The sequence below is a fragment of the Leptolyngbya sp. 'hensonii' genome, from assembly GCF_001939115.1.
In the GTDB taxonomy this organism is placed as follows: domain Bacteria; phylum Cyanobacteriota; class Cyanobacteriia.
This window is the reverse complement of sequence record NZ_MQTZ01000011.1, coordinates 113,774-136,370: the sequence shown is the minus strand read 5'-3', so window position 1 is coordinate 136,370 and position 22,597 is coordinate 113,774. Positions and strand designations below refer to the sequence as shown.

The 22,597-nt window shown below is 49.1% G+C and carries 24 protein-coding genes and 1 tRNA gene; 16 read left to right on the top strand and 9 right to left on the bottom strand.

Going from position 1 to position 22,597, the window contains the following annotated elements; all coding sequences use genetic code 11:
- Window positions 1-11 precede the first annotated feature (11 nt).
- Window positions 12-2,858 (bottom strand): response regulator, encoded by a 2,847-nt coding sequence (locus BST81_RS04235; protein ID WP_075597287.1) that lies wholly within the window; start codon window positions 2,856-2,858, stop codon window positions 12-14.
- A 182-nt stretch (window positions 2,859-3,040) separates the two neighbouring features.
- Between BST81_RS04235 and BST81_RS04230 the strand changes: the two genes are divergently transcribed.
- The 3 genes from BST81_RS04230 to BST81_RS04220 all read left to right on the top strand — a co-directional run bounded on the left by BST81_RS04230 (window position 3,041) and on the right by BST81_RS04220 (window position 5,092).
- Window positions 3,041-3,355, top strand: a complete 315-nt coding sequence (locus BST81_RS04230; protein WP_075597286.1) for a hypothetical protein — start codon at window positions 3,041-3,043, stop codon at window positions 3,353-3,355.
- A gap of 133 nt (window positions 3,356-3,488) precedes the next feature.
- Window positions 3,489-3,722, top strand: a complete 234-nt coding sequence (locus BST81_RS04225; RefSeq protein ID WP_075597285.1) for a DUF167 domain-containing protein — start codon at window positions 3,489-3,491, stop codon at window positions 3,720-3,722.
- Window positions 3,719-5,092 carry a GH1 family beta-glucosidase gene (locus tag BST81_RS04220; RefSeq protein WP_075597284.1) on the top strand — a complete coding sequence of 458 codons (1,374 nt, stop codon included), beginning with the start codon at window positions 3,719-3,721 and terminating at the stop codon, window positions 5,090-5,092. The genes BST81_RS04225 and BST81_RS04220 overlap by 4 nt, the downstream gene beginning before the upstream one ends.
- Before the next feature lie 54 nt (window positions 5,093-5,146).
- On the opposite strand, the gene BST81_RS04215 is transcribed toward BST81_RS04220, so the two are convergent.
- Both BST81_RS04215 and BST81_RS04210 read right to left on the bottom strand, forming a co-directional pair.
- Window positions 5,147-5,467, bottom strand: coding sequence for an HU family DNA-binding protein (locus tag BST81_RS04215; RefSeq protein ID WP_075597283.1), 321 nt, complete (start codon window positions 5,465-5,467; stop codon window positions 5,147-5,149).
- 511 nt (window positions 5,468-5,978) lie between these two features.
- Entirely contained in the window at window positions 5,979-6,383 is a 405-nt protein-coding gene (locus BST81_RS04210; RefSeq protein WP_075597282.1) for a hypothetical protein, read from the bottom strand.
- Window positions 6,384-6,403: 20 nt separating this feature from the next.
- On the opposite strand from BST81_RS04210, the gene BST81_RS04205 reads away from it, so the two are divergent.
- Together BST81_RS04205 and BST81_RS04200 are read left to right on the top strand one after the other, a co-directional pair.
- On the top strand, window positions 6,404-6,640 hold the full coding sequence (locus tag BST81_RS04205) for a hypothetical protein (RefSeq protein WP_075597281.1): 237 nt from the start codon (window positions 6,404-6,406) through the stop codon (window positions 6,638-6,640).
- 285 nt (window positions 6,641-6,925) lie between these two features.
- Window positions 6,926-7,744 (top strand): phospholipase D-like domain-containing protein, encoded by an 819-nt coding sequence (locus BST81_RS04200; protein ID WP_075597280.1) that lies wholly within the window; start codon window positions 6,926-6,928, stop codon window positions 7,742-7,744.
- 152 nt (window positions 7,745-7,896) lie between these two features.
- Here the strand turns inward: BST81_RS04200 and BST81_RS04195 are convergent, their stop codons facing one another.
- Window positions 7,897-8,739: a prephenate/arogenate dehydrogenase gene (locus BST81_RS04195; protein ID WP_075597279.1), complete on the bottom strand. Its 843-nt coding sequence runs from the start codon at window positions 8,737-8,739 to the stop codon at window positions 7,897-7,899.
- A gap of 199 nt (window positions 8,740-8,938) precedes the next feature.
- On the opposite strand from BST81_RS04195, the gene BST81_RS04190 reads away from it, so the two are divergent.
- The gene (locus tag BST81_RS04190; protein WP_075597278.1) at window positions 8,939-10,489 is read left to right on the top strand and encodes a pentapeptide repeat-containing protein; all 1,551 of its coding nucleotides are present in this window, start codon (window positions 8,939-8,941) and stop codon (window positions 10,487-10,489) included.
- Here BST81_RS04190 and BST81_RS04185 read toward each other — a convergent pair whose 3' ends face one another.
- The 3 genes from BST81_RS04185 to BST81_RS04175 form a co-directional block, all read right to left on the bottom strand.
- Window positions 10,490-11,431 (bottom strand): glycosyltransferase family 2 protein, encoded by a 942-nt coding sequence (locus BST81_RS04185; RefSeq protein WP_075597277.1) that lies wholly within the window; start codon window positions 11,429-11,431, stop codon window positions 10,490-10,492.
- Between the two features lie 67 nt (window positions 11,432-11,498).
- Window positions 11,499-12,818, bottom strand: coding sequence for a pentapeptide repeat-containing protein (locus BST81_RS04180; RefSeq protein ID WP_083636663.1), 1,320 nt, complete (start codon window positions 12,816-12,818; stop codon window positions 11,499-11,501).
- 176 nt (window positions 12,819-12,994) lie between these two features.
- Window positions 12,995-13,696 carry a TIGR02117 family protein gene (locus BST81_RS04175; protein ID WP_075597276.1) on the bottom strand — a complete coding sequence of 234 codons (702 nt, stop codon included), beginning with the start codon at window positions 13,694-13,696 and terminating at the stop codon, window positions 12,995-12,997.
- Window positions 13,697-13,971: 275 nt separating this feature from the next.
- On the opposite strand from BST81_RS04175, the gene BST81_RS04170 reads away from it, so the two are divergent.
- From BST81_RS04170 to BST81_RS04155, 5 genes are all read left to right on the top strand, one after another.
- A tRNA-Ser gene (locus tag BST81_RS04170) sits at window positions 13,972-14,060 on the top strand.
- Between the two features lie 751 nt (window positions 14,061-14,811).
- Entirely contained in the window at window positions 14,812-15,381 is a 570-nt protein-coding gene (locus BST81_RS04165; RefSeq protein WP_143780218.1) for a hypothetical protein, read from the top strand.
- A 431-nt stretch (window positions 15,382-15,812) separates the two neighbouring features.
- Window positions 15,813-16,160, top strand: a complete 348-nt coding sequence (locus BST81_RS04160; protein ID WP_143780217.1) for a hypothetical protein — start codon at window positions 15,813-15,815, stop codon at window positions 16,158-16,160.
- A gap of 512 nt (window positions 16,161-16,672) precedes the next feature.
- Window positions 16,673-16,822: a type II toxin-antitoxin system RelE/ParE family toxin gene (locus BST81_RS27330; RefSeq protein WP_143780216.1), complete on the top strand. Its 150-nt coding sequence runs from the start codon at window positions 16,673-16,675 to the stop codon at window positions 16,820-16,822.
- Window positions 16,823-16,889: 67 nt separating this feature from the next.
- The gene (locus tag BST81_RS04155; RefSeq protein ID WP_083636662.1) at window positions 16,890-18,269 is read left to right on the top strand and encodes a DUF2252 domain-containing protein; all 1,380 of its coding nucleotides are present in this window, start codon (window positions 16,890-16,892) and stop codon (window positions 18,267-18,269) included.
- Window positions 18,270-18,339: 70 nt separating this feature from the next.
- Here BST81_RS04155 and BST81_RS04150 read toward each other — a convergent pair whose 3' ends face one another.
- Complete coding sequence (locus BST81_RS04150) at window positions 18,340-18,576, bottom strand: hypothetical protein (RefSeq protein ID WP_171974659.1); 237 nt, start codon at window positions 18,574-18,576, stop codon at window positions 18,340-18,342.
- A gap of 211 nt (window positions 18,577-18,787) precedes the next feature.
- Here BST81_RS04150 and BST81_RS29070 point away from each other — a divergent pair, with 211 nt between their 5' ends.
- The 5 genes from BST81_RS29070 (at window position 18,788) to BST81_RS04130 (ending at window position 22,049) form a co-directional block, all read left to right on the top strand.
- A complete protein-coding gene (locus BST81_RS29070) occupies window positions 18,788-18,910 on the top strand; it encodes a DUF5615 family PIN-like protein (RefSeq protein ID WP_290439415.1) in 123 nt (40 codons plus the stop codon).
- Between the two features lie 278 nt (window positions 18,911-19,188).
- A complete protein-coding gene (locus tag BST81_RS04145; RefSeq protein ID WP_253188076.1) occupies window positions 19,189-19,920 on the top strand; it encodes a Crp/Fnr family transcriptional regulator in 732 nt (243 codons plus the stop codon).
- Entirely contained in the window at window positions 19,917-20,684 is a 768-nt protein-coding gene (locus tag BST81_RS04140; protein WP_075597271.1) for an SDR family NAD(P)-dependent oxidoreductase, read from the top strand. The genes BST81_RS04145 and BST81_RS04140 overlap by 4 nt, the downstream gene beginning before the upstream one ends.
- Window positions 20,685-20,748: 64 nt before the next feature.
- The gene (locus BST81_RS04135) at window positions 20,749-21,555 is read left to right on the top strand and encodes a hypothetical protein (RefSeq protein ID WP_075597270.1); all 807 of its coding nucleotides are present in this window, start codon (window positions 20,749-20,751) and stop codon (window positions 21,553-21,555) included.
- 50 nt (window positions 21,556-21,605) lie between these two features.
- Window positions 21,606-22,049 (top strand): hypothetical protein, encoded by a 444-nt coding sequence (locus BST81_RS04130; RefSeq protein ID WP_083636661.1) that lies wholly within the window; start codon window positions 21,606-21,608, stop codon window positions 22,047-22,049.
- A gap of 70 nt (window positions 22,050-22,119) precedes the next feature.
- On the opposite strand, the gene BST81_RS04125 is transcribed toward BST81_RS04130, so the two are convergent.
- Window positions 22,120-22,470, bottom strand: a complete 351-nt coding sequence (locus BST81_RS04125) for a hypothetical protein (RefSeq protein WP_075597269.1) — start codon at window positions 22,468-22,470, stop codon at window positions 22,120-22,122.
- Between the last annotated feature and the right edge of the window lie 127 nt (window positions 22,471-22,597).

Genomic DNA, 22,597 nt, shown 5'->3' with positions numbered 1-22,597 from the left:
CGTTCTAGTTCCTAGGCTTTCATCGCCTGTCTCAAACATCGCATCACAATTAGGGGGCTGCAAGGGACCAACAAATAGTCATAGGCCCCCAGGTCTCTAATTTTCTCTGCAGTTTCTGCCTGATCTAAAAGCAGAATTGTGCGAATCCGCCGCACGATTCTGCTTCCCAGTTGTTTCAATACCTCCAGCCCTTCCATATCAGACAGATAACTCGCCAGGAGTAGCACTCGCGTTGTCACCTTTGGGTCTCTTCTCTTAAGCAAGGCAACGGCTTCCTTTGAGCTTTCCAGATAGTGGACGTGATATCCTCTGGTTTCCAGAGCCCTCTGGATAGAACTAGAAAACTCATCCGGAGGATGGACAAACAAGACATCTGCCTGGAGCGGGTAGGTGACCGTGAGGGGTTGCCAGTCAGCCGCCAGCACCCGATCTCTGCCAGCAATTTTAGCTCGATAGAGGGCTGCATCAGCAGAGCGATAGAGGAGTTGTAGATTAATGCCATCGATCGGGTACTGGGCTATGCCAGCACTGAAGGTTGCCAATCCCAAACATTCATCGGATGTCGTGGATGCCTCATTGCAAGTCTCTGCCCTGATCGATCGCCACTCTTCCAGAACTTCAGCGACCCGCTCAACGCCATCGGAGCGCGTCATCCCATACAGTCCCAGGACAAATTCTTCCCCCCCCCAGCGAGCCACCACATCCCCCAGGCGAAACTTGCGTTTCAAGAATTGCCCAAACTGACGCAACACCCGATCGCCCTGGATGTGCCCGTACTGGTCATTTACCTGCTTAAAATAATCCAGATCCAGGACCGTCAGGCAGACGGGTTGCTGGGAATGGGCCGCCAAACGTAGAAGCTGGTTCATGGCCTGGGTGGCCTGCTGACGGTTGGCAACGCCCGTCAGGGCATCTGTCTGGGCCTGATTGCGGAGTAAGCGACTGCGCTTAAGGCGATTGCAGACCCGATTTAAGAGTTCATCAGGAACGATCGGCTTACTAATGTAATCATCCGCACCGGCATTGAAGAGTTGCCGTAGGGTTGCACTATCGTTCTTTACAGAGAGAAACAGAACAGGCAACCAGTTCCACTGAAAGTCCTGTCGGACGGACTGGCATAACTCCAGACCACTAAACACCAGCATATCTACATCCAGGATCAGCAGGTCGGGTTGAGTGGATTTGAGTATTTCCCAAAATTGGCCTGCATCTTGCAGGCAGGTGACCTGCAGCCCCTGTGGTTCTAGAATAGACCGAGTCAGGGCCAGAATTTGGGGGTCATCATCAACAGCCAAGACTTTAGCATCCAACGGTTCAGAGAGCTGTAAGACCTCGGTGATAGCCTGCAGCACTTCAGTCGGGGCGATGGGTTTGGGCAAAAATATCTGGGCCCCAGAATTGACCATACTGATGCGATCGGCGGACCCATCGTGGTTGGAGAACACAACGACCCGTACCTCTGGGTAATCTGTGGTGAGCCTGGCTAGAAAGGCCCGTCCTTCTTCTAAATTTCCAGTCAGGGCAACATCCAGTAAGACGATATGGGGATGCTGCCTCAGGAGGTATTCTCGAGCTGTGTCCAGAGTACTGGCGATCGCTGTGCGGATTTTCCAGGCCAGTGCTTCGGCAACCAGTTGTTCCGCCAGATCAACATCCTGATCAATGATCAGCAGCAGAGGCTGATCTGCTTCAACAGAATGGGATCCCACCGATTGACCATTGAGTTCCTCCGTGATCGGTCTGGGGGCAAGGGAGAAGACGGGCAAGGGAAAACTTTCCTCCGGTGACAGACTGGGAGCTTCCATCCCAGTTCTCTGATCGGGCATGCCTTCAGATGTCCCTAATGCCTGTCTCAGAGCTTGAACCAGAGACTCGACCTGATCCACAATACTCTCTGGTTCAGCCTCAGACTGCAATATGGCCTCAATTTGTTGAGCCAACACAGAACCGGCTTCAAACCCAAAGGTGCCCAGAGACCCAATCAGTTTATGGGCGGCCTGAATTGCTTTTTGCCGCTGGGTTGGTTCTAAAGCACCGGATTTCAAGCTCTGAGCAGCCTGTTCCAAGAGCCTGACCCGCTCAAAGCTAACCCCTTTGGTCCGCTCCCAGATCTCTGAGATAACCAGATTGACAGTGTGTTCCTGGGCAGGGGTTACCTCCTGGGGCGGGTTAACTTCAGTCAAATAGGCCGGGTTAATTCGATAGCCTTGGCCATAGAGCGTCTCAATCAGGTCGATCGCCCCAACAGCCCGCAGTTGCCGACGAATATTTTTAACATGCGACTTGATGGTGTCTTCATCGGGAGGTTCTTCTCCCAGAGACCAGAGCCGATCAACAATAGTACTGCGACTGAAAACTTGCTGCTGGTTCTGCAGCAACAATTCCAGGAGCAAATACTCTTTGCGGCTGAAACGCAAAGGTTTCCCATTGTAGGTAACATCGCGGGTCGTGGTATCGAGGCGAAGTTGTCCACAGGTCAGCACTGTAGCAGGGGTTGCGCTCCGCCGACGCAGTAAGGCTCGAATTCGAGCAGCCAGTTCCTGGGCATTAAAAGGCTTGACCACATAGTCATCCGCCCCACTATCTAGGCCCAACATTTTGTCGGTGGTCGTGTCGCGGGCTGTCAGCAACATGACCAGTACCTCATTTTTCTTTTGCCGCAGGCGACGGCAAAAACTAATCCCATCCAGCTTCGGCAACATGACATCCAGGAGCAGCAGATCATAGGTCATGCTCTCAGCCAGTTCCCAACCCACTTCTCCATCCATAGCGACATCCACAATATAGTTCTGCTTAGCCAGCGTGGCTGTGAGCAGATCTAGAATCACGCGATCGTCTTCAACTAGAAGAATTCTCATGAGGTCTGGTTAAGGCTTTGGATGGATGAACAATACTGTGAGGATAAGTAGCCTGTGATATAGCCTCTAGGTTTCTCCCCGATTTTTCCACCTTTTATTTTTACAATTCTTTTCATCAGGGAACACAAAACTGAACAGTGCGATTCCTGTAGGCGTTACTTCAAGACAGGTAGGACAGGTAGATGGCAGGATTAGCGATCTCAGAGTTGAGAACAGTAAGGCAGACCCCTGTGCAGGCGCTGGCCCAGGATACAGAGACATTGCTCATCAACGAGCATCTGGTTTCCCAGTTTAAATTCTGGATGGATGGCCAAATCCAGTCAGGCATGAGATATCGTCACTTATTTTTCCGGTTAGTGCATCAGTTTGACAACAATCAAAGACATCATGCATTTGAGCTGGCCTGGCAAGTTGCTCTTCCTGGGGAACAAGTTGTGATCACCACCACAGGAAAGCAGTACAAGATCTGGGCGGAGTTGAAATCTATCCATGGATAGATTTCAATCTTTATGTCTGGATTAGCTTTTTTCTCAGACCTGTTCTGGGGAATAAAAACGAAATCAAATCGAGCATAAGCTGCAAGGGCGTAGAGTTAGCAAAGCATGTCCTCTCGTCATCTGCAATGTTGCTATGAAACGTCAGGTTAAGGTTAAGCCCAATTCAAAAGCACAGAAAATCATTGAAGAAGTGGATGGTAGTCTCACCATTCATTTGAAATCTCCACCAGTAGACGGCAAGGCAAACGAAGAACTAATCAAACTTCTGGCTCAGAAGTTTCAGGTGCCAAAGTCAGGGGTCAGAATTCAGACGGGCCTGTCTTCTCGGAATAAGCTAGTGGAGATTGATGTGGATGACCGATCATGACCAGCTACCAGTTTCCAGAAGGCTTTATTTGGGGCACTGCGACAGCCGCCTATCAGATTGAAGGAGCAGTGGCAGAAGGAGGGCGAAAACCCAGTGTCTGGGATACCTTCAGCGAGATGCCCAATCGCATTCGGGATGGCACTTCAGGCGCGATCGCCTGCGATCATTATCATCGCTATGCCAGTGATGTGAAATTAATGGCAGCCCTGGGCATCAGCGCCTACCGATTCAGTATTGCCTGGTCCCGCATTTTTCCGGATGGTCGGGGGGCAATCAACGAAGCAGGGGTAGACTTTTACAAGCGTCTGGTGGATTGCCTGCGAGAACAGGGAATTACCCCATATTGCACCCTGTTTCATTGGGATAGTCCCCAGGCTTTAGAGACCCTGTATGGCTCCTGGCGTAGCCGGGAAATTGCCAAAGATTATGGGGATTATGTGCTGGCCTTTGTACAGCGATTGGGCGATCGCATCACCCACTGGTTCACCCTGAACGAAATCTCCTGCTTCACCCATCTGGGCTATGCGGTTGACGACCTAGCTCCCCATGCGCCCGGAACTCAAGTTAGCAGCAGAAAAGAGATCTGGCAGACCTCTCACCATGCGCTCCTGGCCCATGGTCTGGGTTGTCAGGCAATTCGGGCCGCCTCTCCGGGTCCCTGCTTTGTCGCCTTGGTGGATAATCCGACCGTAACCGTTCCCATCAACGAATCAGCACCACACATTGCGGCGGCGAAACAGGCTTTTCACACCTGTGGAAGTAATGGGGGGATTATTTTCCCGGCTCTGACCGGGGCTTATAGTCCAATGCTGCTGGAGGCTCTGGCCCAAGATGCTCCTGATATCCAATCCGGGGACCTGGAAACCATCTGCCAACCCCTGGATGCGATCGGCCTCAACATTTACACAGGCACCTATGTTCGTGCTGCCGACAACCCGCTCGGTTACGAGGCTCTTCCCTTTCCATCTGGTTATCCCCGACTCCACATGCCCTGGCTTCAGATTGTTCCAGAGGCGATCTACTGGAGCATTCGCCATGTCAGCGAAACCCTGAATCGACCGGACCTAGCGGTGCTGATGACGGAAAACGGCTGTGCAGCCCAGGACGAACTAAATGCAAATCGTGAGGTGATAGACACCGATCGCATTCTGTATTTGAGACAGTACCTCAAGTCAGCCCATCGGGCTGTCAGCGAAAACTACCCCCTTGAGGGTTATTTTTTGTGGAGTTTGATGGACAACTTTGAATGGTCATGGGGACACGATCGCCGATTTGGCGTCATCTACACAGACTATGCCACTCAGGAACGCATTCCCAAGGAAAGCTTCAACTGGTATGCAGAGTGTATTCTGCAAAATCGAGTCGTTTGATATTGATTTGGCTTTAACAGTTAACTGCTAGACGTTAACTGTTAACTGTTAAAGCTATTTCTTCTTCTTCTTGGTGCTTTTTTCTTCAACTTCCTCAACAACGGGAGCCACTTTTTCCCGGAACAACTTTCCAGCAGAGAAAGCTGGAACTTTGGTTTCAGGAATTTTCAGGACTTCACCCGTGCGGGGATTGCGACCATCACGGGCTTTGCGGGTCCGGACTTCAAAGGTACCAAAGCCCACCAGAGTGACTTTGTCCCCACTGGAGACGGCATCTACGATCGTCTCCAAAACGGCTGTCAGTACTGCATCTGCCCCTTTCTTGGTGACTTCAGCTTTGCTTGCGATGGCATCAACGAGTTCGCCCTTATTCATAGCAATACTATCCAACTCCTCAAATACTTTGCGGCAATTATAGTTCAGGGATTCTAAAGTGTCTCTAGAAAAAGTCCAGCGTCTGTTACAGATCAATACATTGGACAACTCAGAGGGGGCTCATTTTCCGCTGATTTCAGAACTGAAATGGCACAAATAAGTATTCTCCGCTACCAAGTGAGCCAATTTTTCTTTTGCATGCAGAAAAACTGGCTGTGGTTAGATTGTGAATCAGGTGAATCCTTGAGGTTGATATTTCAATTGAAGGACAATAGAGTTATTCGTTACTCAGGGCTAGACTTGTGACACCATCAACATCTGAGTGCTCATTGGAGACACCAGGCCATTGCTGGTGCAATTTATGCTGAACTACGAGCCTGGTCTCGACAAAGTGGGCTGGGACAGGCTGCCTTTGCCCCCAGCATTTTATTTTCCGATGGATGAATTAATCAGTCCCCTCCTACCTGGATTTAGCTGCGGGGTGGCAATCTTGTTTGAGGGATTGGGCTGATTATTCTGATGGCTTGCGGGTTCGTTCCTCAATCTCTTCCAGGGTTTTGAGGACCAGGCGTCTGGCCTGTAAGTTCCAGCCCCGTTTCTGGACCCTAAACGCGATCGTAGCCCCAACGATCGTGGCGATAAAATCCACCGGCTGAGAAAAAGAAATCCCCAGGAGCAGGCCCAATCCGGCAATACCCCAAAAAGGGAGGGCCACCGTCTGGCGTTGCTGCTCCAGCAGTTGACTGATCGGGTCTGTGGGCATCTCAGCCAGCAGGGCTTCCTTCACCTGCTTCTGCTCGGCAGCCGACACGGACAGGCCAATTTTCTGCCGGAGCTTTTCCTGCTTGCGGGCATCGGTGCTGTACTGGGTCAGCTCATCCTCCGCCATCATAATCAGCCGCTCAAGTTGTCCCATAGGTTTAATCTGAATCTGAGATGAAATTACAGGTAGTCAGTATGGTACCTCTTTCACAACAAACAACTTACGAGTTGTGGCGCAGCAAGGATGGCAGCTATGATTTCTTTCCTACAAGCAATCAAACGGCCCGTGCTTTATTGGATGTAGAAGCCGAACTGATTCAAACTTTTGAAGCTGAAAGCTGGGAAGCAGCACGGCAGAAACAATACGAATTCTTGGGATGGGGAAACTACCATCCTGATTCTGATCCGTAAGGTGGTGATGTCTTTACCACTGACTCAAAGGGTGGAAGGAAACTCCCCAAAATCAAGAATTTTTACATAAAACTGTGCATCTGAAATGGGATTTAGATCTTGACGGAAATGAATCTAATCAGATATTGCTTTCATAAGCTTAATTTTAAGATTAAGTAGAGTGCCCGAAAAAACCAATAAAAACCTTATCAAGGTTGGGTTCCGCTCCGCTTCACCCAACCTACGCAACCAAGCAAAACCTTGACTTTATAATATTTAGATTGACACAAATGGGGAAATATAAAGATGTCAGATCTGTCAAGTACTGAAAAAACTAAACTCGAAGTGATTTTCGAAATGAAAAAGGGATATGTCCTTAATTTTTCAGATCGAACATTTAAGGATTTTATTCTTGATAATACAGGTATTAATGTAGAAGAAAAGTACAAGGATATAGAAGAGAAATACAATCTCCCAAGCAGCTCAAAATCAAATCGATTGAGAGCTTTTTGGAAAGAAGAATCTAATCAAATAGTAGGAAAGCTTATATCAGCTCTGCTTGAACATTGGAGAACTCAAAAACTCATTAAGTTCTTAGATATTAAGAATTCAGAAAAAGCTCTTTTTGATGAGTGCCTTCTAATATCACAGAGACTTATAAATGATGGAAGGGAAGATGAGGTTTCAGTAGATGCTCACTTCAAACAAATTCAGGAAAAAATAATTGAGCAGATAAATTCTGCTGAATTTACAATCTGGATTGCTGTCGCTTGGTTCACAGATAGAGTTTTATTTGATGAACTATTAATAAAAAGCGACCAAGGTATTAATATTCAATTGATAATAAATGATGATGAGATAAATAAGGATTCTGGCTTAAATTATGAGGATGAATTTGAAACTTATAGAATTAGAAAGCTTGGAAAATACAAAAAAAATACTATGCATCACAAATTCTGTGTCATAGACTTAAAAACGGTAATTCATGGCTCCTATAACTGGACTAATAACGCTAAATTTAATAGAGAGGATATTGCAGTTCAGAGTGGTCGTGAAAATGCAGAAGTCTTTGCAAGGGAGTTTATTAAGTTAAAGAATATTGCTTTGTCGCAGGCTCAAGAATGACTAATACTCTTAGGAGTGTTGGTAGGTTGGGTGGAGCACAGCGAAACCCAACGTTACATAAGGTTACGTTGATACTCCATCCAACCCACAAGTTTGGCTAAGGTTGAAAAAGTTGAAGTCCCAACCAGGTAGACCTTAGAACAACTCCAAAATCATTCGTGAATGAATTTTGGGCGGGCCTGCTGGGTTTGCCTCAGATGGTCCTCCAGGGTGGCCCAGTTTTCCTGTTCAATACAGGTGGTGAGCTGATCCAGATGCTGGCGATAGGCCGCTAACGATCGCAACACGTCTTCCCGATTAAACCGGGCCATCATCACCCCTAACTGAGGATTGCCCCCTCCCACCCGACTGGTATCGCGAAAACCTGAACTGGCCAGTTGCTGGGCCAGTTCCAGAATGGTTGGGTCAGCCTCATGCTGACAGGCAGCAATCAATCCGGCGCTGACCACCACGGGCAGGTGAGAGATCCAGGCCACAGCCCGATCGTGCTCCTCAGGACGACAGAAAAAAACCTTGGCTCTCAGTAACCGAACTACATGGGCTACGGTTTCCAATGCAGTTGGAGGAGTCTTTGCAGTGGGCGTCAACACATAGGCCCGGTTCACGAACAAATCGGCTTGGGCTGCTTCAATGCCGCTTTCTGCTGTTCCTGCCATGGGATGTCCGCCGACAAAATTGGGCCACAGGGGGTCAAGGGCCTTCACAATTGACGTTTTGACGGAACCCACATCGGTCAGTACAGTGGTGGGAGCCAGATGGGGAAGCAGTTGAATAACGGTAGCCTGGATATCTGAGATCGGGGTGCAAATGAAAATCAGGTTTGCTGGAGCCAGCAGTCGTAACTCTGTACTGGCATCATTCACAATACCCAGACGCAAGGCTGTTTCACAAGTCTGCATGCGGCGACTCACCCCCAGAACAGAATAGCCCTGGGATCGTAGGTCGATCGCCAGCGATCCACCAATCAGTCCTAACCCAATAATGCCAATAATCATTAAATTTGTCGTGACTCGCTATACTGTCAACAATTTCAGGGTCTAAAGTTTGAGTGAAGATTGTTCCCGGACGCCCTCCCATAGGGCACATTGTAGGTCTGGTGCTCGTTTTTGATTCTAATGCCAAAAGGTTTTGCATCTGCCAGTCTCAGGACTGGAATGACACGGCTAAATTTTTGGAGATTGATCAGGAAACCTGATGGATGTTGAGCAACTGGTGGCAAGATACGCTGCTGGAGAACGGAACTTTGTCGGTATTAACTTGACGGAAGCCAATTTGAGTGGCGTGAACCTGAGTCAGGCAAACCTGAGCCTGGCCAATTTGAGTGTGGCGAATCTGAGCGGAGCCAATTTGAGTGGTGCGAACCTGAGTGGGGCCAAGTTCAATGTGGCCCGATTGAGCGGTGCGAATCTGAGTAAGGCGAATCTGAATGGAGCCATTCTGAACGTTGCAAACCTGATCCGGGCTGACTTAAACGGAGCGGTGCTGATTCAGGCAGCACTGGTGCGGGCAGAATTGGTTCTGGCCGAGTTGAGCGGGGTAGACCTGCGGCAGGCCAATTTAACGGAAGCGAACCTGAAGGAAGCTAAACTGCGACAGGCAAATCTGGCTGGTGCGAATCTCAGCAATGCTGACCTGCGGGGCGCAAATTTGAGCGAGGCCAATCTGGATCAGGTAAACTTGCAGGGCGCTGATCTGGCTAAGGCTGACCTCCGGGGGGTCGATCTAAGTGGGGCAGAACTAAAACAGGCGATCTTGAACCAGGTAGACCTGCGGGGAGCCAATCTGAGTGGGGCTAATCTTCGTTGGGCCAACCTGAGTGGTTCTCTGCTCAGCGGAACTGACCTGAGTGAAGCTAAATTAAGTGGGGCCGATCTCAGCAAAGCAGATTTGAGCTATGCCAATCTACTGAATGCCAGTCTGATCTATGCCGACATGAGTCAGGTAAATTTGATTGGAGCCGATTGGATTGGAGCCGATCTGACTGGTGCAACCCTAACTGGCGCAAAGGTCTATGGTTTACCCAGGTTTGGGGTCAAAACGGAGGGATTAACCTGCGAATGGGTAGACCTGAGCCCGGAGGGCGATCGGTCTCAACTGTACCGCCTCTATGAAGATGAATACAAAAAATTCTTTCGGGCGACCCCCCCCAGCATCCAGATTGCCATAGACAGTATTCTCGATCATGAAGCTAATGTGCTGTTGGCCGCTGCTTACCGGCGAATTTCCCAGATTTGCACCGAGATCAAAAAGCCACCCAGCATAGAGGTAGGACGTCGTCGCACGACCTTGACAATCAGTGTCGAGAGCGATGAACAAATTCTGATGGCCGCCTTTGCAGTCGTCTTACCCTTCGATGACGCCAGCGCCATCCAGCGCAATATCGCCGGTCTGATGAAGGTCATTCAATCCAGGGGGAATCGAGATTTCAGTGTCAGAGAATTAGAACGGATGAATCATCTCACAACCGCCTTGAGTCAACTGAATCAGGCTTTGAGTGGGATTCAATTGCCCACCGAACGATCGTTGTTTTTGAGTGCCCCCACCGAAGTCACCCTTAGGAATACCAATGATCAGACCCTGAGTCTTTACCGCAATTCTGGCTTTGGCAAGCACTTTGGCCAGAAACTGAGTGATGAACCGGATAGCCAGACTTCAGAATCCCAGACAACAGGCATCAAAATCTCCCTGCCCCCCGTAACCGTGGTTGTAAACTTTATTCGCGGATTTTATTATCTGGATAAGTAATTATTCCTGTTCAAATCCGGCTATTTCACTCAGGGTGTAAAGGGGTCTGCCCTTGACTTCCTCATAGATGCGACCGATATATTCTCCCAGAATGCCAATGCTGACCAGTTGCACGGCTCCCAAAAAGAAAATGGCCACGAAGATAGTTGCAAACCCAACCAAGCTGGATTGGGGAGCTACAATCCGCCAGTAAAGAATCAGAATCGCCATTAGAATCGCCATCAGGGCTGAGAACAAGCCGATGTAAGTGGAGATTTTGAGGGGCACAATGGAGAAAGAAACCAGACCATTAATCGCCAGAGTCCAGGATTTACGAAAGGTATATTTCACTTCCCCGGCAAAGCGAGGATCCCGTTCGTAGAGAATGGCTGTTTGCCGAAACCCAACCCACGATCGCAGGCCCCGAATATAGCGGTTACGCTCAGACATGGTGTTCAGCACCTTCACGACGCATCGATCCATCAGACAAAAGTCCCCTGTATCCAGGGGGATATCGATATCCGCCAGTTGTTTGAGCAGACGGTAGAACACATAGGCGGTGAAACGCTTGAACCACCCCTCTCGATGCCGTTGAGTTCGCTGAGCATAGACCACCTGATAGCCCTGTCGCCATTTCTCAACCATGGCGGGAATCAGTTCCGGTGGATCTTGCAAGTCTCCATCCAGAACGACAATAATCTCACCGCGAGCAAAATTCAGCCCGGCGGTTACCGCAATCTGATGACCAAAATTGCGCGCCAGACTCAGGTAGCAGATTCGTCCATCCTGCTGATGCAGTTCCTGCATCAGTTCCAGGGAACGATCGTGACTCCCATCATTCACCAGAATCAGCTCCACTGGCCCATCCAGATTATCCATAACTGGCTTTAGCCGGTGATATAGCTCTTTCAGCGTCACCTCTTCATTAAAGATGGGAATTACCAGAGAGTATCGAAACTGCATAGGGATTGGGAACGTTATGTCACAAATTTCATCCGCAGGAGGTGGGGAGTAAAATTGCAGATTGGATCTAGCGGCCCAGTAAATTGGGAATGCCCTGACATCCGCCGGGTATGGTTCCTCTCGTTTTAGTGCCACCCCAGGCACAAAGATAGTAGCGTTGCTCATCACCGAGATCTTCCGCATCCGTGAAGTCTGCATTCTCGACCACGGCCCCAGTGTGGACCCCTGTCGTATAGTCGGGGGGTTCCGTCCGACTGCGGGGACTGGCCTTTTCTAACCGGCCATAGAAGAAGCGGACCCCCTCCAGATCCGTGTTCTGCAGATTGGCCCCATACAGGATGGTGCGACTGAAGTTCGCCTTCACCAGGTCGCACCGGGCCAGATTGGCTTTGACCAGGTTAGCCTCACTCAAATCTGTCCAGCGCAAATCCGTATCAGAGAGATCGGAGCGTGCCAGCATCACCCCCAGATCAATCACCCGCACGCCATGAAGGCGATCTTCCTCATATCCACCAATCCCATCCAGAATGGCCCGCCCCAGCCGCCGATCGCGGCGCAGAGGCGTCAACATCTTGGCCCGAGACAAAAACCGAATCACTTTGGCTTTCCCCTCCGCATTGACGCTGGCCAGAATCGCTGCAGTTCGTCCCTCTGCGATCGCTCGTTCCTGGGGCCAATCTTCCAACAGGCCCTCCTCATCCAAGACCAGATCGGAGACGCCCTGGAAATAGGCATCGATGGTCTGTTGCTGGGTAATCGTATTTTGCTGAATGGTCAGATCTTTGGAGATCACATACTGTCGCCAGGCAATATAAACAGCCAGGACTGCAATCAAAATCTGTCCCAGAGCCCCAAAGATCTCACCCAAAGCCCCCAGGGCATCCCAATCAGGTTGGCTGAGCCAGGCAATCAGGGCCTGGTTCACCCCCACAATTTGCAGGAAACCGATCAGGGTCAAGATCAGTCCGATCGCGGCAATGATCAGGGGCTGTTCCTTCTCAGAAACCATTTCCTGCAGAATCGGCTTAAATGCAGGCCAGCCAAGGCGAATCGAGGTAAATAGTGTCATGATAGTACCAGCAATTTGCAACCAGTCGATCCCGGTAATCAGGCCCAGGACCAAAATGGCAAAGGCGGTTAACGTCACCATGATCGGGTTGTTCAAAGGGGAATCGGCAGAATTAGCCGATTGAGGGTTAGCTGGAACTGGGGTTACCGGTTGGATGTTGGGCGATCGATGGGCCAATGGCCCAGACTCAGGCGGAGTTGTTCCACCGGGTCCTACCCCATTACCAGTAGGATTGCCCTCAGTCGGGGGCAAACTGGAGGGAGGCCCCTCCGGGGCAGATGGATTGGGCTGGGAAAAGTCTTCAGGATTGGCTGTCATGCACTCGCAAATAAAGCAGAGTCAATTCTCAGCCATTTTAACAAGCTTGCCCCTGCAGGCAATTCAAAATTCGCTATTCAAAACCGAAAGCGCTTGTCACCAAGCTTTTTGGGTTTTTAATTAATAATGGATAGCCTTGGGGGGCTTCATCTCCTTATCTATGGATTGCACCTATCCTAATTCTTACATTCACTCTTCAGATGAAGCATGATAGGCCAGGCCAGACCTGACCAGAGGGGGGTTTGCAGGGCAGCCGCATCCAGCCCCTCAGCCGCCCAGGTATTGCAGGTTCTCAATAATGAGTATTTACCGTTAGCCTCATAGAAACTACTGCCTTCATGAACTCTGGCCCTGATTTTTCGGCCCTGAGCATCCGTTTGAAAAGACGCCTCGATAAATTGATTGAGTTGGAGGTAATGTTCCCGATCGATACGGATTGTTTTGACCACCGTACTTCCCCAGGTCTGGGGAACTTCCGGATAACCCTGTACATTCATGACTGAAGGATTGAGCAGAACCAGGGCCTTCAAAGCATGCAGAGGATTGACCTTATCCCAAGATGGTGTTTCCATGAAGAAAAATCGCTCTCCCCAGCCAAAACTCAGGTAGCGGTAATCTTTACGGTTCTGCCGTCCAATTTCTTGTAGGGGCAGGTGTTGTTGCCAATCAAAAGCTTCATTGGTTACGGGGACAATCAAACTGACATGAAACCCGTCACTGGCAACGTAGATCTTGAAGTCACAGTTAGTTTGGGGAGGCTGATGCCAGCGCCGAGGGATCAAACAACTGATGGCCAGACCTGCTCCGATCGCCAGGACAGTCAGCCCAAAACCACGGGCTGTTTGCTTAAGTGCTTCGAGGGCGATCGCAGACCGCATAGACTTATTCCTTTTAGAAATCACCTAGAAATCACCTAGAAATCTATCCACTTTAAGGGTGGGATATAAAGCGGCAGCAACGTTCATTTCGAAACATTTATCCTGAAATTAAGTCGATCGGCACCCTTAAATCAAGGATAACTGTGAGGACGAAGATGCCCTTCACCCACGGGGAGACCTGAAGCAAGGAAAACCTAATTGAATTGGGATCAATTTTTTGGAATGGAACTGCTGAAACTTTCCCATAGATCTGCTATGATCTACTCTCAGACCATGGAGAGGTGGCTGAGTGGTCGAAAGCGGCAGATTGCTAATCTGTTGAGGCATGTATGTGTCTCCGAGGGTTCGAATCCCTCCCTCTCCGTTCCTAAATTAGAAACATTCTTTCAGAGATCTCCCTACTCAGGGTATCCATTTAATCCTGGCACTGCTGTAACGGTCGAGTATCGAGCTTTGTCAGTTAATCGAGCTTGAATCTTTGGTATATTGCTCGATCTCAAATGGTGAAAATCCCCTATGTTTGAAAAGTGCACCTAGGTGGACTTTTGTCTTGTCGTCGTAGCTTTATAGCTTTGGTCAGAAAGCTAATGTTGGGTGGTTGACCAAAGACTTCAGCTCCTGGTTAGGCATACGCTGCTTCCTGCAGGGCGGGCTACATAAGTCGGATGCACTCACGCCCCCGAATCTCCACTTGATTTGATTTTCGATCCTTAAAGCCAGGCGAACATGAAAATTTGAAAGGGATTCCGTAAATACACGGCAGTACAACACTGAAATAACTCCTGTTACTCTCTTCCGTGAAACCACAAATTTTTCATCAGTAATAACAACATTTTTGCATCAACAGATGGCAAAGAAAACTTCTACTCTTATTGCTTGGTATGTGTTTTGTGGGCTCGAAGCAACAGTTTTGCCAATGCAACTGGATTCAATTCAATTTCTACTTCCAGATTTGTTATAAGTAACTAAGGTTGTGTTATAAAACTGCTAATTCATCAGGTTTTGACTGCAAAATTTATAAATTACGGTCCATTCAAGTCATAATTCCGACCGTTGTTTCAATTCAGTATTTTGCAATCTATTCTCTTTTGCCTCCCTCTAATGAGCCTCTTGCCATGACCCCACATACATCTTCTAGAAGTAGATCCGTTAATCGCTCCACCTTGGAGCAGGCAGAATCCTTCCTGAAAGAATTGCCCAAAAAGGAAACAGAATATTTGCCGATCGTAGAAGCCATTCATCAGATTGCTCCATCAATCCGGGCTGCGTTGGCTAAAGGGTATACATACACTGAAGTTGCTGCCCTGCTTTCAGGCAAACTGAGTGTTTCTGTGAGTTCCTGGTCCCTTAGACGTTACGTTCCCCTGGGACTGAGGCGAAGCAAGTCCAGCGAAAGAAATGGCATTACGCCAAGACGGCAAAGAAGACAAAAGCAGAAGCCTTTGTCAGAGAGTGATAGAAGTACCCTGATGATGCCGGGTTTGGCGGAATCTCCAGCTAGTTCTGGTCGGGAAGAATTGACTGCTGCTCCGGTGACCCCAGAACCCATGGAGCTAGAAATCAAACCAGAAGAAAGTTTCAATCAGGGGCGAGGCCGTACAGTTGCTTCGAAGACTTCAGCCAAAACCACCCGCAACCGAACAACAGGTCGGACAACTGGAACTCGGCGCACTCAGGGACAATAATGTCTCCTTCTTCTGCAGCGCCATGACAATTTCCTGACAGGTGAGGTACAGAGGACATAAGGTTAGACTCCCTTGTACCTCATCTCATTGGAACAAAATTGGTCAATTTGTTATTTTATATTACAGATTTATTGGAATATAAGGCCTGAAAAGCCCGAATTAGGAGCCTTTTTTATTGTGAGGCTTGCTTCAGGTGAAGGAGTATCCACTATCCTGATTACAAAATCATTATTAACTTCTAACCATTAAAAATCCAGGGTAAGCGCGGAAGTCCATCCAGGCTCTAGTCCGTAACATTGATAATGAGGTTTACTATCAGTACATCTCAGTTATTTCATGGTTCAGCTATCACACTTGCTTGAGTTGAGTTGGGAGAAAGCCTTTCAACTTAATCCAAGAATGCCATAAACCATGTTTTGGTGCCTAATGCTATGTTGCCTATCACTCTTTCAGAAAAGCGAGTTTACCTGTTTAAGTTTCTATTAATGGATTGCGTGCAGCAGGGAATGAGGTTCAACAATGGATTGTATCTTTTAGCCTATACATTTACAGTCGATCAGAGGTTAGAAGCTTACCAGTACGCCTGCGAAATAGCACAGTCCAGTGTTGCTCTTGCTCTTACTGTTTCAGAAACTGGATACAAGGTTTGGGTTAACTTGAGTGCCAATGAGTTCTATTGGAGGGAAAATCACCCCCATCACGGGATTACAGCCTCGGTAAGGGATGATTCTAATCGTCAGTTTATGGATCGAGAGGCTGTTGCAGCTCTCCTGATATAGGTTATCTGAGATCTTGCACCATTTTCGGCTTTGTTGCATAAACAATTTGAGAACTACTTCTGCTCAACTCCTAAGGAACGGGAATTAATAACCTGGATTTCTTCAGCCCTCACCCCCCTGCCCCCTCCCCCAAATTTGGGAGAGGGGGCAGGGGGGTGAGGGCAATCAGGAGTTTGACACTTTACTTAATTCTCATTCCTAAGAGCTGATTTATAAAGATAGGCGTTGCTGAATGAAGGAATGAATCAGGAGCGTGAGCAAGATGCTCATACTACTAGAGTTGTGCATTGATAGGGAGTGTGAGGGTCTCGCTCACGTTCAGATCGGGCAAATCATACCGTGATTCAGCAACGCCAAAACATCCTCCTAATGGGAAGTAATCTACTGAGTATGCTACTTTCACTGCAGAAAGATTTATCAGTAAGTAATCGGGTGAGATTAATTATAAGAAGGGGGCGTGCCCCGTTCACCCCGACTCTCATCCTTAATTTAATTGTGCCGACCTACTTAATATGAATTCAACTTTTCAACGGATTGCTCAGTTTCCCAAAATTGGTCGCAAGCGAGATAACCTTTACCCAGGCTTACGCAGTTTATCTTACGGACAGCATTTAATTTTCTACTTAAAACACTATATGACTACTTCCTTATTGCTGGGCTAGCTTGAACCACTTCATCCCAGCCGAACCACAATCAGTGGTGCATAGCTATATTCCTCCAGGAGGGTGTATGAAAAAATATCTCATTGTCATGCTTGCGATCGTGGCCGCAGTGCTAGTCAATCTGCAAGCCAGTGCCGCCTGTGCTGCGTCTTCCCGCCCCGCCTGGGTGGAAGCAGAAATCTATCGGTTCAACCATTCCTTCGCCTCCCAACTCCCTGACGACCTGGCAACCAAAATGGAGAAAATGTCCGCCACACCGTTCGCCTTCTATCGAGGTACGGCTCACATTTTCTATCAAGACATGAAAACTCTGCCCGCCTCCAATTTCGTGAACTCGGCTACCTCTTCCGCCTGGCTGCAAGGAGACCTGCACCCCCAAAACATGGGCACGTTTCAAGATAGCCAGGGCCACGAGGTCTTTAATACCACGGATTTCGATGAAGGCTACCTCGGCCCCTATGTCTGGGATCTGCGCCGGATGGCTGTGGGCATTCTCCTGTTGGCCCAGGAGCAGAAGGTGGGCCTGGACGATCGCAAAGAGGTGGTAACCCAGTTCCTGGATGCCTACCTGGATCAGATGGAAGACTTCAAAGGCTCCCAGGAAGAATTGTCCTACCGCCTGGATGCGGACAACACCAGCAGCCTGGTTCAAGATTTCATTCAAAAGTCAAAAAAACAATCTCGATCGAAGTTTCTGGACAAGTACACCACGATCGATCAGACAGGAGCCCGAGTATTCCAGACCAGTGCAGCGTTACAGCCTGTCCCGCAGCAAACCTCCGCCAGCCTTGCCAAGAGCATGGGGGATTACATCGCCTCTATTGCCAAGGATAAACGCCAGAATGGCAGTTACTACAAGCTGAAGGATATACGGCTGAAACTGGGGTCTGGGACAGGGAGCCTGGGGCGATACCGATACCTCTTACTGATTGAAGGTCCCAGCACCGATAAGGACGACGATCGGATTCTAGAAATGAAACAGGAAGTTGCCAGTGCCGTGGCGATCGCAGCTCCGGGGCGCTTCCCTGCCTCTGCTTACGACAACCATGAGGGACGGCGGGTGGCCATGACTATGAAGGCGATGCTGACCCATACCGATGCCCTGTTGGGGTATACCATGGTGAATGGGATGCCTTTTATGATTCGGGAAAAATCCCCCTCTGCCGTTGATTTCGACTACACCCTGTTGACCAGCAAAAGCAAATTCCTGGATACAGCTACCGATCAGGGGAAAGTTCTGGCAACGAACCATGCCCTAGCCGACAAGGACTATGATGCAACGATCGTTCCTGTCAGTATTGACAAGGAAGTGACTGACTTGGTTGCAGGCAAACGGAGCCAATTCAAACAGGAAATCCTGAGCTTTGCAATGGACTACGCCACACAGGTAGAAAACGACTACAAGAGCTTTGTCGATGCCTATCAGCGGGGCGTGCCACTTTACTAAGGGCTTGCAAAAAAAGGCGTTGCTGAATAGAAGGATGATTTTCGTGCTTGAGCCTTATGCAGCCCTCACCCTAGCCCTCTCCCAAAGGAGAGGGAACAAGAGTTTTAGCTCCCTTCTCCTGCGGGAGAAGGGTTGGGGATGAGGGTAATTCATATTTGCATTCAGCAAAGCCCCAAAAAATAGCATGGGTGGCCAGGTGAATAATGCGGGCCTGCTGCATTTGTGTAACCACTCCTGGCAGGGCACCGAGTTGCAGGGGAGGCTGGCCATAGCGAGGCATTTCGCGATGAGTATTCTGGTATGGCAAAGGGTACTAAAAAGAGGGCATCTTGGGGGATGAAAATAATCTGATCATCAGGGTCTTTGGGTAATAATGGCAAAACTGGTAACGTTTCTGCGGGAGCATGATGCCCTGTGTGTGATCAACCCAGAGGAACGGCGAGAAGGGGCACAGATTATCTGTTCGATGGGATTATTCCGAGGTTAAAGTAGAAGCAGATCCCCGGTATTTCATAGATTTGCCGCAGCATAATGCGACCCCTGATGCATTCATTAATCAGCTTTCGATCCAAGACCAGCGCATTGTCATTACCAAGGATGCCGATTTCGTTGAGTCGTTCCTACTTCAAAACCAGCCTTAAGTAATCGGGTGAGATTAATTATAAAAATGGGGGTCTGGGGGCATGCCCCCTTCACCCCTACACCTATCCTCGATTTAATTATGCCGACCTACTTATAAGTTGCTTGTTGTTGCGACGAGGAATTGAATCGCTACCTTGCCAGAGAATACGGTGTTGATGCTAAGGGTACTGGTCTGCTAAAGGATGGCGGGTGAATGGTGAGGTTCGGAGAGTGAATAGTAAGGATTAGAGGACGATCGCATAGCATAGAAGAACTCTCGCTGTACAATTTCACCGTTATGGTGAACCCTGAAGGCGTATTGAAATCAGCCCCTATGACGGTCAGTGAACGGATTTTAGAGATTAAACAGTTTCTGCAGCAAACACCTATTTTTCAAGATCTGGTTGAGGAACAGCTCAGTGCCCTGGCCAATATTGCTATTCCCCAGACCTATAAAAGGGGGGAAACCCTGTTTTTGGAAGGGGATGAAGGCACTGGTTTATTCATTATTAAATCCGGTCGCATCAAAGTGTTCAAAGTAGCTACTGGAGGGAAAGAACAAATTCTCCATATCTTTGAGACGAATGAACACTTTGCTGAAGTTCCGGCTTTGGATGGAGGACACTTTCCAGCTTCTGCGGCGGCGATCGAAGCCTCTGAAGTGATGTTCATTCCAGGAACTGCATTTCTAATGGTGTTACAACAAAACCCATTGTTAGCAATTTCAATGTTGAAAACTTTTGCACGTCATATGCGGAAGTTAGCCCATTTAGTAGACACACTTTCCTTTACTGAAGTGCCAGAAAGATTGGCCAACTATTTGCTAAATTTGAGTGATAAATTTGGCAATATTGAAGTAGTTGAATTGAATCTCCCTAAAGGACAACTCGCTGCTCTCTTAGGAACCATTCCAGAAACCCTTTCTCGCACTTTTTACAAGCTTAGTCAGGATGGCATGATTGAAATCAATGGCACAACTATCCGCCTCTGTGATCGCGATCGATTAATTTCCCTGGGGCAAAAGAAATGACTGTTTTTGCACAAATACCCTCCATCAATGCACTGATCGTGGGGGGCAGTCAGGGCATTGGTCTCGGATTCGTTCGGCAACTGTTAGGCCAGGCGCGTACTGGCCAGGTCTACGCCACCTATCGCCAGGAGGTATCACCAGTTTTGACCGATCTTGCTGCCGCCCATCCCGATCGGCTTCGGCTGCTTCAGATGGATGTGACTGCAGAAGCCCAGATTGCTGATGGGATCGCTCAAATCCACCAGCAGATCGATCGCTTGCATCTGGTGCTGTACTGTGTGGGTTTCCTACACACAGACACAATTCAGCCAGAAAAAAGCCTACAGCAAATTCAGTCTGAGCATCTGATGCGCTATTTCCAGGTCAATAGTATTGGGGCCGTTTTGCTGGCCAAGCAGGTGCTGCCCTTACTGAAACATAGCGATCGCACTGTGTTTGCCAGTATTTCCGCCAAAGTGGGCAGCATTGGGGATAATCATCTGGGGGGATGGTATGGCTACCGGGCTTCGAAGGCAGCACTCAATATGCTAATGCGGACAGCCGCGATCGAATATGCCCGCAAGAGCCCCCAGACAATCGTGGTGACCCTCCATCCCGGCACCACCGATACTCGCCTATCCAAACCCTTCCAGCGCCAGGTAGCCCCTGACAAGCTCTTTCCGGTCGATCGGACGGTCACCCAACTCCTGGCTGTCATTGAGTCTTTGCAACCGGAGAACAGTGGCCAGTTTTTCTCCTGGGATGGCAGTCTCCTGCCCTGGTGATGCATCAGATCTATCATTAGAGCTGATTGCAAGTTAGGATCTAAATAAGCGCGGGAAATAAATTATGGTAGAGCGTCCAATTAAGAAGTCTGAACGGCAAAATGCAGCCGAGTCCAGCGGTGCCCAGGAAAATCGGCGGGAAACGGGCGATCGAGGTTTTGGAGAGGCCCGGCCCTCTAAAAGGGACGGGGATCGATCGGCGAAGGGCGGAAAGAAGGGCAATTCGCGAGACGAAAAGCCCACCCAGGCCGTTAATCCGGCTTTCCTCCGGGGTCCGAAACCCACCCAAGCTAAACCCCCTGTGGTAGAAGAGGTCACTCCCGAACCAGTAGCTGAAATTCCGGTTGAGGAGGTCGCTCCCGAGCTAGTGGCTGAAACTCCAGTTGAAGAGACTGCTCCTGAGCCAGTGGCTGAAACTCCAGTTGAAGAGACTGTTCCTGAAGCGGAAGCTCCAGTTGAAGAGACTGCTCCCGAACCAGTCGCTGAGGCTCCGGTGGAGGAAGTGACTCCTGAGGCTGAAGCCCCGGTCGAGGAGGTCGCTCCCGAACCAGTCGCTGAAACTCCAGTTGAAGAGACTGTTCCTGAAGCGGAAGCTCCAGTGGAGGAAGTGGCTCCCGAACCAGTCGCTGAGGCTGCGGTCGAGGAAGTGACTCCTGAGGCTGAAGCCCCGGTCGAGGAGGTCGCTCCCGAACCAGTCGCTGAAACTCTAGTTGAAGAGACTGTTCCTGAAGCGGAAGCTCCAGTTGAAGAGACTGCTCCCGAACCAGTCGCTGAGGCTGCGGTCGAGGAAGTGGCTCCTGAGGCTGAAGTTCTGGTCGAGGAGACCACCTCAGAGACAGCGACTGCAGTTCTAGTCGAAGCTGAAAGCTAGAGTTCCAGTCCTATCCCCTACTCCCTTTGAAAGGAGTAGGGGCAGACAATATGCTTCATTTCTTTACTTCATCTCTTGAGAAGATGCTGAACTGGCTCAGGAAACTACGTGGTGGAGCCATGGTGGGACTTGGCTATATGCTATCTCCCCTTTCCTGGTGGAATGATCTGTTCTTTAACCTGCCGATCTCCCTGGTATTTGGCTATGCAGTCGGATGGATCAACCCAGACTGGTTTTTACCTGGAACGATCGTCGGTTACTGGCTCTCAAATGTCCTTGGCATTGTAATGATGCAGCTTGGTGCAATGGAGATATTCCTAACGGAAGAGAAGCGGAATATCAAACGGGACTTATTGATTGGATTGGGTGGCTCCACAATTTACACAATCATTATTACGATTCTGGTTTATTTCCAGGTTCTGCAATTGCCTGATTTCTTCATAAATTTGGTATGGGGGTGTGGAAGCGGCCATTGCCCTAACCCGAAAACTTAAAAGGGGTGATTGTGATGATCGCCAGACCTCCAACTTCTTGAAGAAGTTGGAGATCTGAATTGGGCCGTGGTTAGTGAGAAACCTGCAAAGTTTGATCGAGTTCTGTAACTAGCCGAACCAGACGCTCTCGCACGTCTTCAATGCTAATAGTTGGGTTGTCTTCGATTCCCATTGCCACCAGTTGTAATCCTAATTCCACAGCATCCTGGAGCCCCAGCATCATAACCAGTGTTGCGTCTGAACTTTCTCCTCGCGTGACATCCAGATTGACATGCACCGCAGGAGGATTTTGCTGCTCCTGCCTTTCGATCGCCCCCACCCGAGWAATGGTATGCCCTTTGACCGTAATCACATCGATGATATTTCCCATCACCGTGATTTCTCCAGTTGTCAGGGTATGGGTGACATATTTAACCGTCATATTGACCTCCTGATTGCACTAAATAGGAATTCTGCTAACACAACGTTCATCATTGCTGCAACACATGCTCCTGCAGTAAGCCAATAACTGAAGCCAGCTTTTTGGCTGTTTTCGCTTTTGTGATATT